We start from the raw sequence: 13,410 nt of genomic DNA on the forward strand, positions 1-13,410 counted from the left end.
TAAATTGACTGGTGATGGTAATTCATTGATATGAAAGATTATAAAAACGATCGCTCCGCAGTGTATCTGCTGATTATCACGCTGGGACTCTATTTTCTCCTGCTACCGGCGCTGGTAGCGATCGTTTTTAACTGGTTAAATCTAAACCCTTTTACCATTATTCGCTTTTGGCATTTTAATCCGTTCGCCGCTGCCCGGGGTATTCCCCTCTATCAAACCTTTATATACGTATTAAGCCTGTGGGTTATGGTGAATATTCTGCTGGCGCTCATTCTGCTGGGGGCAGGGCGTCTCTATGCCTGGTTTGTCAAAGGGTCTGGTTGAGCACGGCCAGTAACTGCCGAAAGGGGTAGATGGAAAGCGCCTTATGAAGGATAATGATAGTCGTTATCATTTTTAAGCACCAGTAAAGGTTTGAGGATTGTCTCCTTATGCGCAGCCCGCACTGGCAATAAATTGCTCACATTGCTTCTAGTTTGTATGCCAGCCTAGCGCTGGCATTTTTTATTTTTTATTTTCAAATCAATGCCCACATTCTGCCCGGTCCTTTCTCTGCGGCAAGTTACTTTGCCCGCTCATAAAAAGTTTGCTCATACTTGAAATTCTTTATCGATAAAGATAATAATTATCATTAATATTTCCTTTTCTTTACATGCACCATACCGATAGATCCTTGGCCCCTTCGTCAGCCAGCGTTGCTGACGGGGCCCCTGTCGGGTGCGGTTTAATGATACTTACCAGGGATTACCGGCATGCCAATGATTTTTCCAGTCAAACGGTCGAGTGTTTTATGCGCGTTCGCGATGTTCCTGCCACTGAGCTCGCTAGCTGAAGATACCCTGGTGGTCACCGCCAAACCTGCCGATACGGCCGAGGCAGCGACCCAGGGTTACCAGGCGACTACCAGTCAGGGAGCCACTAAAACCGACCAGCCGCTGATCCTGACGGCGCAGTCCGTATCGGTGGTTACACGCCAACAGATGACCGATCAGAATACTCAGACGGTTAATGACGCACTGAAATATACCCCGGGTGTTTTCACCAACTTCTCCGGTGGAGCGACACGCTATGACACCATTGCATTGCGTGGTTTCCACGGCGGTGATGTTAATAACACCTTCCTCGATGGTCTGCGCCTGTTAAGCGATGGCGGCACCTATAATGCCTTGCAGGTTGATCCCTGGTTCCTGGAGCGTATCGACGTCATCAAGGGACCTTCTTCGGTGATGTATGGGCAAAGCATTCCGGGTGGGCTGGTGGCCCTGACCTCTAAGCGACCGCAGTTTGCCACGCAAGGGCAGGTTAACCTCTCGGCAGGCAATAACGACACCAAGGGCGCGGCTTTTGATGTGACCGGCCCACTGTCGGACCAGTGGGCTTATCGCCTGACCGGGATGACGCGCAGCAGTGGCACCATGTATGACCATCAGCGCGAAGAGCGCTATGCCATTTCGCCGTCATTGTTGTGGCAGCCGGATGAAAATACCTCACTATTGCTGAAAGCTTATCTGCAAAAGGATCCGTCCGGCGGTTACCACAGTGCAGTACCGGCAGATGGCAGTCTCTATTCCAGCTCAGGCGACAAGCTGGGGCGCGGATTCTTTGACGGCGAGAGTAGTCGTAACGTCTTCAAACGCTGGGAACAGATCTACAGCTACGCCTTTTCGCACAGCTTTAATGACATTTGGTCATTCCGACAAAATGCCAGCTATACCCATTCCAACGTTGAACTGCAACAGGTGTATCAGATTGGCTGGGATCAGAACCATCAGTTGCTGAACCGCTATTACAGCGGCTCCGCGACCTCACTGGATGCTTTCGCCGTCGACAACCAACTGGAAGCTGACTTTGCCACCGGGCCGCTGGAGCACAAGGTGATGCTGGGTCTGGATTACCAGCGCTTTCGTAATAACCTGTGGGACGAGTCCGCCGGAGCCTCTGAGCTGAATCCTTATACCGGCGTGTCCGGTGGCGCGGGGTTGACCAATCTGACGCATACCGATTCCAGACGCCACTATGAACAGAGCGGTGTTTATTTACAGGATGAAATCAGCCTGCAGAACTGGTATCTGAATCTGTCTGGCCGTTTTGACCGGTTAGAGTCAAAAAATACGGTGCTAAACACCGGCACCAGCGATGAACGTCGTGATGATAACTTTAGCGGCCGCGCCTCGTTGCTATACCGCTTTGACAGCGGTTTCTCACCTTACGCCAGTTACAGCTCGGCGGTGACACCAGAGGCGCTGTCCGATCAAAGTGGCCATATGCTCAAGCCGAGTACCAGTGAGCAATATGAGGTCGGCTTGAAATATCAGCCACCGGGCAGTTCATCAATCTACAGCGTGGCGTTGTATGACCTGACGCAGAACGATGTAGCCAACCGAGTGGTGCAGCAAAGTTATTATCTGCCCGCTGGCAAGGTACATTCTCAGGGGATTGAACTGGAGGCTCGTAGCAAGATCACCGAACGCTTCGATCTGATTGCAGGCTACACCTACAACAAGGTGAAGTTCAAAGATGCGATTGACGGCAACAACGGCAATACGCCGTATCTGGCACCGGATCAAATGGCTTCACTGTGGGGTAAATATGCCGCTGCCTACGGCGTAGATGTTGGCGCTGGGGTACGTTATATCGGCAAGCAATGGGCGGATAATGAAAATACGTTACGCATTCCTTCCGTGACGCTGCTGGATGCTTCGGTACGGATGAACCTGGACAGCGTTAATCCGTCGCTGAAAGGCGCTTATGTGCAGTTAAACGTGAACAACCTGACCGACCGTAAATACGTCGCGGCCTGTTATGGCACCGGTTATTGCTATTGGGGGGCAGAACGCTCAGTGGTGGCGACGGTGGGGTACGACTTCTAAAGGAAGGTTGTGACTGCCCCGTCGATCTTTGGCGGGGCGGTTTCTACTGAGTTAGAACAAAGAGAACATCAACACTACCGGCAGGCTCAAAGGCCAGGTCAGACCAATCGTTAACGCACTGATAAAACGAATCTTGATGGTATCCCGGCTGACCAGGTAGGTAAAAATCATAGAAACCAACAGGCCAATTAAATAAAAGTATTGTGTTGCAACCCACAGCGACGACATGAAACCAATCCCAGTTGTATTTTTAAGCTGTAAATTTTAAGGGCTCAATTCCACATAATCAATGCTTATTAATTCTTTCTTTTATTCGCTCTGTAAAACCACAATATCTGTAGATATATCCGGCTTAAACGGTTCTATAAGAATTCTCGATGAGAGCGTCATTTGAAAATGTTAAGGGTATGTAATATATTGGAGGCTTATAAAGCAAAATGAGGCGTTATTATGAGCTTTTGGAGAATCGTTTTTACCATCATCCTGCCCCCTTTGGGTGTACTGCTGGATAAAGGGATTGGCGGCGCGTTCATCCTCAACATTATTCTGACCTTGCTGGGTTACTTCCCCGGCCTGATCCATGCGTTCTGGATCCAGACCAAACAGTAGCGCATAGGGGGAAATTGTCGCTTTGCAGGCTTCCCCTTAGCTTAATGTTACCGACCCTGGCGTGGGCTCATGCCGGGGTTTTTTAATCTCAGAACGGGCCTAGTGAATATTGAGGCCATAGACAAACAGCCAGGAAAAAAGCATCGCCAACAGGCCTGCGATAAAAAGAATAGAGATCATTTCCTTCACGTAAAATTCCCTTTTGATTTTGTTTGAATGACTTCTCATTGTTTTTTCATGGAATTTTAGATCGTAATAGGTATAAATCCTAGTTTTAATGTGATGGCGAGGCTGATTAACGACCAAGAGACAACATTAGTATTGGAGGTTTGGTACTTGGATATTCCCGTTTTAACCAGCCGCCGGCTGGTATTGCGCCCTCTGCAACCCGATGATGCAGAAGATATTCAACATTTGTTTCCACATTGGGAAATTGTACGTCTGATGACCAACCAAATCCCCTGGCCATATCCTGAGGGGGCCGCGCTTGGATTTATCAACAATGTCGCGTTACCGGCAATGGCAGCGGGTACTGGCTGGTTTTGGTCTATTCGTCGCCACGAAGATCAACGTCATCTGATTGGTGTGATTAACCTCAGTCTGGGCGGTAACAGCAATCGAGGATTTTGGTTAGCGCAGCAATGGCAACGTCAGGGCTTGATGACCGAAGCCAGTCAAAGTGTCACGGATTTCTGGTTCAATGTGCTGGGGCAAGCGGTATTGAGGGTGCCAAAGGCAAAAGACAATCTGGCGTCACGCCGCGTAATGGTATGCGAGTAGTCGCTACACAAGAAAATGACTATATCGGTGGGCGCATGCCGACGGAAATCTGGGAGATTACCCGGGCCGAATGGAACGCCAGAAGGGATGTGGCCGCAGGTTAACTATTCGTAGCTATTGCAGAAAACCACCGATGTGAACTATATACAACAGGGCATATCAGGCGTTATTGGCTTGGAGCCGAGGGCACTGGAAGGATAGCAGTGCCGTGATGAACGGGTCTGGCGTAACGCCTCCACGTGGTAAAAGAGGGAATCTGTAATGAAGGTAAAACCTACCGTAGTTCTGGTCCATGGATTTTGGGGCGGTGCAGCGCACTGGAGTAAAGTCATTACCGAACTGTCACATAAAGGATATCACTCGATCCATGCCGTAGAGATGCCGCTGACATCGCTGGCCGATGATGCAGAACGTACGCGCAAGATGGTGGCACAGCAGGAAGGTCCTGTTCTCCTGGTCGGCCATTCTTATGGCGGCGCGGTGATCAGCGAAATGGGCAACCAACCCAATGTGGTCGGGTTGGTGTTTATCGCCGCCTTTGCGCCGGACGCCGGCGAAAGCCCTGGTGCTATCACTCAGCAACATCCACCGATTGCGGCGGCGAATCTGGCGCCGGACAGCGATGGCTATTTATGGATTAAAGCCGATAAATTTCACGAAAGCTTCTGTCAGGATCTTCCCGCCGATGCAGCACTGGTGATGGCGGTAACGCAGAAGGCACCGCTGGCCAGCACCTTCGGCAATGAGATAACCGAGCCAGCGTGGAAGCACAAACCTTCCTGGTATCAGATTTCCAGCAATGACCGGATGATTGCGCCGGAAAATCAACAGCATATGTCGGCACGCTTGAAGGCTAAAAAAGTAATCACCCTGAATGCCAGCCATGCCTCGCTCGCTTCACACCCACAGGAAATAGCCACTTTTATCGATGAAGCGGCTAACGCCTCGTAAACGCCTATCGTTCAGACCCCGCTACTGCGGGGTTTTTTTATGCCCTGAGATGGGCGGCTAAAATTAATTTTCCTACGCTGCATCCAAAAGCATCTCCTCGTACGTATATCCGGATGTGAGGCAAAACTTCACCTCTCTTACCTTCGAGGAATTGGTCATGAAAAAGCTCATTACTGGCGTTTTATGTGCATCGGTCCTGTTTAGCGGCGCGTCAGCCGCTGCCATGATGTCTGATCAAGTCATGGTCGGCGGTGCCGCCATGTATCCAAGTAAAAATATCGTCGAGAACGCGGTTAACTCCAAAGATCACTCTACTCTGGTGGCTGCAGTCAAGGCTGCAGGGTTGGTAGATACCCTACAAGGCAAGGGACCCTTTACCGTTTTTGCGCCAACCAATGCGGCCTTCGCCAAATTGCCCGCGGGTACCGTCGATAATTTATTGAAACCGGAAAATAAGGCGTTGTTGACCAGTGTGCTGACCTATCACGTCGTGGCGGGCAGATATGATATGAAGCAATTGGAAAAGAAAATCCATGAGGGCAAGGGTTCTGCTGAATTGAAAACGGTGAACGGGCAGCCTCTGTGGATCATGAGCAACGGACCACACAATATTCAGCTTAAAGATGGAAAGGGCAATATTGCTAATATAAGCACCTATGATGTATTCCAAAAAAATGGGGTGATTGATGTTATTGATACCGTCCTGATGCCTAAATAAATTAGGGCTATACTTGGTGCGGATGGCCTGAATAACGGTCATCCGCAACCCGAATCAGGATGGGACATGACAGCACCTTTACCGGAACATGATGTGGCGATGATGAAGGCTATAGGCCGTGGCGATCGTCAGGCCTTTGAACAGCTGTATCGTCAGACGTCGCCGCGTTTGTATGCCGTTGCTTTGCGCATACTACGACGACAATCCTGGGCGGAAGAAGTGTTGCATGAGAGCTTTATCAGCGTGTGGAGTCGGGCTGCCAGCTATGACCCGCAGCTCAGCTCCCCTCTGACCTGGCTGACGCATATTGTGCGCAATCGTGCCATCGACTGGTTACGCGGTACGGGGGGCAGGGCGGCAGAACGTGAGGAAGAGTTCGAAGATATTGACGGCGCCACTCTCACCGAGCCCGTCGAGGAGCTGCAGCGTTCGCAGGAGGGGAAAAAGCTGACGGCGTGTTTAGATCATTTGCCCATCGATCAACGGCAAAGCATTGTGCTGGCTTACTATCAGGGCATGTCGCACGGTGAGGTTTCTGTCTATCTTCAACAGCCGCTTGGCACGGTTAAAAGCTGGATCCGCCGAGCACTCGATCATCTAAAAGACTGCGTGGGATTATGAAAAACCGGGGGGAGTATGACTCAGCCCTGGCCGCGGAGTATGCATTGGGTACGCTGCGTGGCCCGGCGAGATTCAGACTGGAGCAGCGGATCCGTCACGAGCCGGAGCTGGCCGCCCTGGTGGCACAGTGGCAGCGATTATTGGCGCCACTCGACGATGGGTTGATACCCATAATGCCGCCGGAGCGAGTGTGGAAGAAAATTCAACTTAACTTGCCACCGGTAGCGGGCCAACGTCGGTGGCGCTGGGATTATCTCGCCTGGGCTCTAGCCGCCGGTTTGGCCGCTGTGGCGCTGGTGCCGCGTTTTATCGAACCTTCGTCGGAGTTTATTCCTGCCGTGGTGCTGAACAGCAGCCAGACCGGCAGCGGGCAGTGGATTGTGGGGCTGGATAAGAAGACTCGACATCTGCAGTTAACACCGCTCAATGCGCCGCCTATCGACGTGGCTAACAGTCTGCAACTGTGGGCGATCCCTGCCGGGGAAAAACCGGTTTCGCTGGGCATCGTGGCGGCACAACGGGTGACGCGACTCGCACTGGATCCGGTTCAGTTGTCCAGGGGAATGACCATCGCCATTAGCCTGGAACCGGCCGGCGGCTCGCCAACCGGACAACCGACGGGACCGGTACTGTACAGCGGGCTGCTAGCCTCGTTGTAAAGTTAGGGTTTCATTCAAAAAAATCCCGCACAGCGGCGGGATCAAGGGATGATATCGAAAACTGGATGCTGTTTTGATTCTACGGTGTTGTGTGTATCCAGACGACGACAGTAGCGCACCTGAATTTGAGCGACAAGACGAAAATCTATAATGCCGCATGTATCAGAATATCCTCATAAAAAATCAGAAGTATTTGCTCAGCGGTTAATTCTGGCTGGTGTGGGAAGCAAGCTGGGATGAAGTGGTGTTCTGATAACGGTTATTGAACCACTTCCTTGTGGATAGGCGTCCTATCGTCGTTTCCGCTTGGTGTTGAAAGTAGTCCCCCTTCTTTGTCGCAAATACATGACAAAGGAAAATACAACAACTGCAATCAAAACGACGATGATTGCGATGGTCAATAATTCCATGGCGCTCACCTGAGATGGCAATTTGGCCCCTCATTAAATAGGATTATTCCTAACTCGCGCAATGGGAATCGGGCCAGTCAAGCGTAATTAGGAATTACCTTAGCTATCGAGCGTTTTGCCTGGTCAGGAGGAAAAACCATAAAAGCGAACAGTAACTTACAGATTTAACTACGGGAAAGAACGGCGGGGTATTGATTTAATAGCGAACGGTGTTCTGTAAACCCTGAAGTCAATCTCGCCAGCGGTGGTTTTCATTCTTTTTCTAAAAGAAAACGGCCGATTAATCTGATTAACCGGCCGTGATTAATAGTGCGAGTTATGCTGTTTGCTTGTGGAAAAGCTCGCGGAATACCGGATAGATATCGTCCGGTTCGCGGATATGCTGCATGGCAAAGTTTTCGAATTTTGCCTGCAAATCCTCGTACTCACGCCACAACGTTTGGTGGGCGCGGCGGGTTATTTCAATGTAGCTGTAATAACGCACCATCGGCAGCAGTTTCTTCGCCAGCAGTTCGTGACACAGCGGTGAGTCATCGGCCCAGTTATCACCATCTGACGCCTGTGCGGCATAGATGTTCCACTGCGCCGGGTCGTAACGTTCTTCAACCACTTCATTCATCAGCTTCAGCGCACTGGAAACTATAGTGCCGCCAGTCTCCTGCGAGTAGAAGAACTCCTGTTCATCCACTTCCTTCGCCTGGGTATGGTGACGGATGTACACCACGTCGACGTTTTTATAGGTTCTGCTCAGGAACAGGTAGAGCAGAATATAGAAACGTTTGGCCATGTCTTTGGTCGCCTGATCCATCGAGCCGGAAACGTCCATCAGGCAGAACATCACCGCCTGGCTGGAAGGTTCGGGCCGACGCTCATAGTTCTTGTAACGTAAATCAAAAGTGTCGATAAAGGGCACGCTTTCGATTTTTTTGCGCAGCTCGGCAATTTCCTTACGCAGCCGCTCCTCTTCCAGCAGTTGCACCGGTTCGGTGTTTTCCATCTGGGTGAGTTCGTCTTCCAACTCATGTAAGGCGCGCCGTTTCCCGGCGGTCATGGCGGTACGTCGCGCCAGTGAATTCTGCAACGAACGCACCACGCTGATATTAGCCGGCACGCCGTTGGCGGTGTAGCCGGCTCTATGGGTTTTGTACTCGGTGAGCTGCTTATACTGGTTCTTTTTCAGGTTTGGCAGCGCCAAATCTTCAAACAATAGGTCAAGATACTCGTCCTTGGAGATCTGGAAGACAAATTCGTCCTCGCCTTCACCATCCTGGCTGGCATTACCCTGGCCGCTGCCTCCACCGCCGCCGCCCTGTGGGCGTTCGACGCGGTCATTCTGGACAAAATGGTCATTGCCGGGATGAACGCGGTGGCGTGTGCCACCGCGACCCTGATGAAACATCGGTTCGTTGATATCGCCAGAGGGGATCGAAACTGACTCCCCGCTGTCCACGTCGGTGACCGAACGCTTGTTGATGGCTTCGGCAATCGACTGTTTGATTTGCGACTTGTAACGACGCAAGAAGCGCTGGCGGTTCACCATGCTCTTGTTTTTGCCATTAAGCCGTCGGTCAATAAAATACGCCATACTTCCCCCAAACGACGTTGCCAACTTTCTACGCCATCTCCATGACGCTAATTCTCATTAGACGTTATGAAGACTTTCTGACCCGCAGATACCATTCACACAGCAGGCGAACCTGTTTGCGGGTGTAGCCTTTCTCCATCATGCGGTCGACGAAGTCGTCGTGTTTCTTCTGCTCATCCGTTGAGGTTTTAGCGTTAAATGAAATCACCGGCAGCAACTCTTCGGTGTTCGAGAACATTTTCTTCTCGATCACGGTACGCAGCTTCTCATAGCTGGTCCAGTTAGGGTTGCGGCCACTATTATTAGCGCGGGCACGCAGCACGAAGTTGACTATTTCGTTACGGAAATCTTTCGGATTGCTGATGCCGGCAGGCTTCTCGATTTTCTCCAGTTCGGCGTTCAGGGCCTCGCGATCGAACAGCTGACCGGTATCCGGATCACGGTACTCTTGATCCTGGATCCAGAAGTCTGCATAGGTCACGTAGCGGTCAAAAATGTTCTGACCGTATTCCGAGTAAGACTCCAGGTAAGCCGTTTGGATCTCTTTGCCAATAAACTCGGCGTATTTCGGGATCAGGTAGCCTTTCAGGTGCTCCAGGTATTTCTCTGCCTGATCCTGTGGGAATTGCTCGCGTTCGATCTGCTGTTCCAGCACGTAGAACAGGTGGACCGGGTTAGCGGCGACCTCTGCGTGATCGAAGTTAAACACCCGTGACAGAATTTTAAACGCGAAACGGGTGGACAGGCCGTTCATGCCTTCATCGACTCCGGCATAGTCGCGGTATTCCTGATACGACTTGGCTTTAGGATCGGTGTCCTTCAGGCTTTCACCGTCGTAGACGCGCATTTTCGAGTAAATGCTCGAGTTTTCCGGTTCTTTCATGCGAGAGAGTACGGTAAAACGTGCCAGCGTTTCCAGCGTGCCCGGGGCGCATGGCGCATGAGTCAGCTCACTGTGATCCAGCAGTTTGTCGTAGATTTTGATCTCTTCCGACACCCGCAAGCAGTAAGGCACCTTGACGATGTAAACACGGTCGAGGAAAGCCTCGTTGTTTTTGTTGTTACGGAAAGTCACCCATTCGGATTCGTTGGAGTGAGCCAGGATAATACCGCTGAACGGCAGGGCAGAGATCCCTTCGGTCCCGTTGTAGTTACCTTCCTGGGTGGCGGTCAGCAGGGGGTGCAGCACCTTGATCGGCGCTTTGAACATCTCCACGAACTCCATAATCCCCTGGTTGGCACGGCACAGGGCGCCGGAATAGCCGTAGGCATCCGGATCGTTCTGTGCATGATTCTCCAGCTTGCGGATATCAACCTTACCGACCAGTGCCGAGATATCCTGATTGTTCTCATCACCTGGTTCGGTTTTGGCGATGGCAATCTGTTCCAGAATGGAAGGGCGTACTTTTACTACTTTGAATTTGGTGATGTCGCCACCAAACTCATGCAGGCGTTTGGCTGCCCAAGGCGACATGATGGTGCCGAGGTAGCGATTTGGGATGTTATATTCTTTCTCCAGAATATTGGCATCCTCCTGCGGGTTGAACAGGCACAGCGGGTGGTCATTAACCGGGCTGCGTTCACCGTTGGCGCTCAGGGTGTAAATCGGCACCAGTTGCATCAGCGCTTTCAGGCGTTCCGCCAGCGATGATTTCCCGCCGCCCACCGGGCCCAGCAGGTAAAGGATTTGTTTCTTCTCTTCGAGCCCCTGAGCGGCGTGTTTCAGGTAGGAGACTATCTGCTCGATAGCTTCCTCCATGCCGTAGAACTCTTCGAATGCTGGATAGCGTGCGATCACGCGGTTGGAGAACAGGCGAGACATGCGCGACTCAAGCGCAGTGTCGACCATGACTGGTTCACCGATAGCCATTAGCAGACGTTCGGCCGCATTGGCATATGCACTGCGATCTTGCCGGCAAATGGTAAGAAAGTCCTGCAGTGTGAACTCTTCGTCCTTGGCAGCTTCGTAGCGCTGGCGATAGTGGTCAAATATGTTCATGGTGATGCCCGTCCTTTCGTTATTAGCACAGGTAAAGGGAGCTGGTGATGGTCTTTTGGCTCCCGAAAGAAGAAGTTATCCCTGAGTACAGCAACCCGTATGCCAACTTGGTGCGCTTATTATCGCGAGTTGCGCTGTATTGCCACTGGCTCAGGATTTATTCACCTTCTGATTTAAGCTTAGTTTGCATACCAGAAAATTTCCTGCTTGGTAAAAGGCTTTTTTTAAGTCATATCAATGACTCAGTTATTACAGGGATAGCCAAATGCCTTGTCTGGCGCGGCTTGCGGCAAAAAACGTCATGGTTCTGCCATGATTAATTCATATTTCCGATCTAAGTTATTCGATCTTGGTCCTTTTCTATTGTAAAGATTCAGCGCGTAACGGAATTCTCACATAAACTAAGCACGCTATTAACTCTGTTATTTATGGAAAAAGAACCAGTGAAGATTTTTAAACTTAAAACGCTAGCAATTATCGCTTCCGCAATGGTTTGTGCGCAAAGTGCTCAGGCAGGAACTTGGTCACTCGGCGCTTCCGCGCTGGTTAGCCCGGATCCGTATCGTGGTTATCAAGACCGCGTATATCCGGTACCCGTCATTAACTATGAAGGTGACGACTTCTACTTCCGTACGCTGACCGCCGGTTATTACCTGTGGAAAGATCAGGAAAATCAATTGAGCCTGATGGGCTACTTCTCCCCGTTGGGCTATCGCCCGGGAGACAGTGACGACGACCGCATGAAGCAGTTGAACAAGCGCCGTGGCACCCTGATGGCTGGACTGGCCTATTCGCATTTCGCTGAGTGGGGTACTCTGCGTACCACCTTTACCGGCGATACGCTGAACTACAGCAACGGCATGGTGGGTGATTTTGCTTACCTGTACAAATTTGATCTGGGCGATTTCACGTTGGTTCCCGGTGTGGGTGTGTCGTGGAGCAGCAAAAACCAGAACAAATACTACTTCGGCGTGAGTGAAAATGAATCTCGCCGCAGCGGCCTGGACAGCTACACGCCGAGCGATAGCTGGGCTCCGTATTTTGAACTGAGTGCCAACTATCAGATCAACAAGGATTGGAATGCCTTCTTTATGGGGCGTTATATCCGTCTGTCCAGCGAAGTGAAAGACAGCCCGATGGTGGATAAATCTTACACTGGGTTGTTGATGACAGGTGTGAGCTACAGCTTCTAATCGAGATTTGCACGATTATAGTGCGATTCATGCATCATAAAGGGGCGCTGGCGCCCCTTTTGCACATCTGTGGTGCGGTAGTTGGGTGGCTGACTTCGCCCCCTTAACGGGATCAGGCGTTGTTACGGATCCTGAAGGTCACTGCCAGCCGAGCCGGTTGCTCACCTGCAGCAACCAGAGGTTTACTGATGCGGCCGGTTTCTACACAAACCATGGTTTTATAACCGTCGTTTGGCATATCTGCCATGCTGCAAGAAAGCTCTACACCCGGGTTCCAGGCAATCACATCACTCATGTGATGGTGATGAACCTCAATGGTGCGTTGTAGCGACGCATCCTTAATCAGGCTGAATGCGTCCGGTTGGGTATAAACCCGGTCAGTCTGGCCGACGAAGGTCACGTCACCCACCTGGCGGGCTTGTGCGCCAGCGGCCACTTTATCAATGTAAGGCTCGCCGAGGCCGGCCACTTTGACCTGATCAATATCACCAATCTGGAAGTAGGTGTGCAGGGCGGCAGTCGCCTGATAGTCGCCGTGAGATTCCAGCTCTATTTCACATTCTTCACCCAGTTTGAAACGGGCAATCAGCGTAAAGGCATGTGGCCACAGGCTGCGGGTTTGCTCATTGTCTTTCAGCGTAAAGGTCAGAATAACGCCGTTATCGTTTTCATCATGCGCCGTCAGGCTCCAGGGTTGGTTGCGGGCAAAACCGTGCGAAGGTTTTGCCACTGGGCCAAACCAGGGCCAGCAAATTGGCACGCCGCCACGGATGGCGTTGCCTTTTTTAAACGGCGTATTGTTACTCAGCCAAATAACCGGGGTCTCACCGCTAGGCTGCCAGGCCAACAGATGTGCGCCTTGCAGCGAGATGGCTGCGCGTACTTTGGGATGGGAAACCACCACCACCGGCAGCTCATCGAGCTGGCGTTGACTGATATAAGGTGAAATTTGTTCGGTAACGGGTAGGGTGAAAATTTTTTCGTTCATCGGGTTGCCTTTTGTTCGCCGTAAAAA

The 13,410-nt window shown here is 51.3% G+C and carries 13 protein-coding genes and 1 pseudogene; 10 read left to right on the top strand and 4 right to left on the bottom strand.

The features are described 5' to 3' along the window. Positions 1–60 precede the first annotated feature (60 nt). On the top strand, positions 61–324 hold the full coding sequence (locus tag OC597_RS08485; protein ID WP_262208364.1) for a hypothetical protein: 264 nt from the start codon (positions 61–63) through the stop codon (positions 322–324). Positions 325–752: 428 nt separating this feature from the next. After that, a complete protein-coding gene (locus OC597_RS08490) occupies positions 753–2,870 on the top strand; it encodes a TonB-dependent siderophore receptor (RefSeq protein ID WP_262208366.1) in 2,118 nt (705 codons plus the stop codon). Positions 2,871–2,921: 51 nt separating this feature from the next. Here the strand turns inward: OC597_RS08490 and OC597_RS08495 are convergent, their stop codons facing one another. Further along, on the bottom strand, positions 2,922–3,098 hold the full coding sequence (locus OC597_RS08495; protein WP_012145459.1) for a GhoT/OrtT family toxin: 177 nt from the start codon (positions 3,096–3,098) through the stop codon (positions 2,922–2,924). Positions 3,099–3,320: 222 nt separating this feature from the next. Between OC597_RS08495 and OC597_RS08500 the strand changes: the two genes are divergently transcribed. The 6 genes and pseudogenes from OC597_RS08500 (at position 3,321) to OC597_RS08525 (ending at position 7,208) form a co-directional block, all read left to right on the top strand. Then, positions 3,321–3,479 (top strand): YqaE/Pmp3 family membrane protein, encoded by a 159-nt coding sequence (locus tag OC597_RS08500; protein WP_006322621.1) that lies wholly within the window; start codon positions 3,321–3,323, stop codon positions 3,477–3,479. 336 nt (positions 3,480–3,815) lie between these two features. Continuing rightward, a pseudogene (locus tag OC597_RS08505) lies at positions 3,816–4,363 on the top strand (GNAT family N-acetyltransferase). A 157-nt stretch (positions 4,364–4,520) separates the two neighbouring features. After that, the gene (locus OC597_RS08510) at positions 4,521–5,210 is read left to right on the top strand and encodes an alpha/beta hydrolase (RefSeq protein WP_261256577.1); all 690 of its coding nucleotides are present in this window, start codon (positions 4,521–4,523) and stop codon (positions 5,208–5,210) included. A gap of 157 nt (positions 5,211–5,367) precedes the next feature. Beyond that, complete coding sequence (locus tag OC597_RS08515; RefSeq protein ID WP_219016421.1) at positions 5,368–5,928, top strand: fasciclin domain-containing protein; 561 nt, start codon at positions 5,368–5,370, stop codon at positions 5,926–5,928. A gap of 66 nt (positions 5,929–5,994) precedes the next feature. Beyond that, on the top strand, positions 5,995–6,549 hold the full coding sequence (locus OC597_RS08520; RefSeq protein ID WP_261284775.1) for a sigma-70 family RNA polymerase sigma factor: 555 nt from the start codon (positions 5,995–5,997) through the stop codon (positions 6,547–6,549). Then, on the top strand, positions 6,546–7,208 hold the full coding sequence (locus OC597_RS08525; RefSeq protein ID WP_261284774.1) for an anti-sigma factor: 663 nt from the start codon (positions 6,546–6,548) through the stop codon (positions 7,206–7,208). The genes OC597_RS08520 and OC597_RS08525 overlap by 4 nt, the downstream gene beginning before the upstream one ends. Before the next feature lie 726 nt (positions 7,209–7,934). On the opposite strand, the gene OC597_RS08530 is transcribed toward OC597_RS08525, so the two are convergent. Together OC597_RS08530 and yeaG are read right to left on the bottom strand one after the other, a co-directional pair. Beyond that, positions 7,935–9,203, bottom strand: a complete 1,269-nt coding sequence (locus OC597_RS08530; protein WP_099064231.1) for a YeaH/YhbH family protein — start codon at positions 9,201–9,203, stop codon at positions 7,935–7,937. A gap of 64 nt (positions 9,204–9,267) precedes the next feature. After that, positions 9,268–11,202: a protein kinase YeaG gene (yeaG, locus tag OC597_RS08535; RefSeq protein WP_099064230.1), complete on the bottom strand. Its 1,935-nt coding sequence runs from the start codon at positions 11,200–11,202 to the stop codon at positions 9,268–9,270. Positions 11,203–11,249: 47 nt separating this feature from the next. Here yeaG and OC597_RS08540 point away from each other — a divergent pair, with 47 nt between their 5' ends. Together OC597_RS08540 and OC597_RS08545 are read left to right on the top strand one after the other, a co-directional pair. After that, entirely contained in the window at positions 11,250–11,522 is a 273-nt protein-coding gene (locus tag OC597_RS08540; RefSeq protein ID WP_129934475.1) for a hypothetical protein, read from the top strand. Between the two features lie 108 nt (positions 11,523–11,630). Beyond that, positions 11,631–12,395, top strand: a complete 765-nt coding sequence (locus OC597_RS08545) for a MipA/OmpV family protein (RefSeq protein WP_261256582.1) — start codon at positions 11,631–11,633, stop codon at positions 12,393–12,395. 112 nt (positions 12,396–12,507) lie between these two features. Here the strand turns inward: OC597_RS08545 and OC597_RS08550 are convergent, their stop codons facing one another. Further along, a complete protein-coding gene (locus OC597_RS08550) occupies positions 12,508–13,383 on the bottom strand; it encodes a D-hexose-6-phosphate mutarotase (RefSeq protein WP_262208370.1) in 876 nt (291 codons plus the stop codon). Positions 13,384–13,410: the final 27 nt, after the last annotated feature.

Source organism: Serratia proteamaculans (assembly GCF_946227095.1).
Taxonomy (GTDB): Bacteria; Pseudomonadota; Gammaproteobacteria; order Enterobacterales; family Enterobacteriaceae; genus Serratia; species Serratia proteamaculans_E.

Bases quoted from the DNA above. Each gene is read 5' to 3' on its own strand.
- OC597_RS08495 (WP_012145459.1), bottom strand. From the start codon at position 3,098: ATGTCGTCGCTGTGGGTTGCAACACAATACTTTTATTTAATTGGCCTG.
- OC597_RS08510 (WP_261256577.1), top strand. From the start codon at position 4,521: ATGAAGGTAAAACCTACCGTAGTTCTGGTCCATGGATTTTGGGGCGGT.
- OC597_RS08540 (WP_129934475.1), top strand. From the start codon at position 11,250: ATGGTCTTTTGGCTCCCGAAAGAAGAAGTTATCCCTGAGTACAGCAAC.
- OC597_RS08550 (WP_262208370.1), bottom strand. From the start codon at position 13,383: ATGAACGAAAAAATTTTCACCCTACCCGTTACCGAACAAATTTCACCT.
- OC597_RS08525 (WP_261284774.1), top strand. From the start codon at position 6,546: ATGAAAAACCGGGGGGAGTATGACTCAGCCCTGGCCGCGGAGTATGCA.
- OC597_RS08490 (WP_262208366.1), top strand. From the start codon at position 753: ATGCCAATGATTTTTCCAGTCAAACGGTCGAGTGTTTTATGCGCGTTC.
- OC597_RS08515 (WP_219016421.1), top strand. From the start codon at position 5,368: ATGAAAAAGCTCATTACTGGCGTTTTATGTGCATCGGTCCTGTTTAGC.
- OC597_RS08520 (WP_261284775.1), top strand. From the start codon at position 5,995: ATGACAGCACCTTTACCGGAACATGATGTGGCGATGATGAAGGCTATA.
- OC597_RS08500 (WP_006322621.1), top strand. From the start codon at position 3,321: ATGAGCTTTTGGAGAATCGTTTTTACCATCATCCTGCCCCCTTTGGGT.
- OC597_RS08545 (WP_261256582.1), top strand. From the start codon at position 11,631: ATGGAAAAAGAACCAGTGAAGATTTTTAAACTTAAAACGCTAGCAATT.
- OC597_RS08530 (WP_099064231.1), bottom strand. From the start codon at position 9,203: ATGGCGTATTTTATTGACCGACGGCTTAATGGCAAAAACAAGAGCATG.
- yeaG (WP_099064230.1), bottom strand. From the start codon at position 11,202: ATGAACATATTTGACCACTATCGCCAGCGCTACGAAGCTGCCAAGGAC.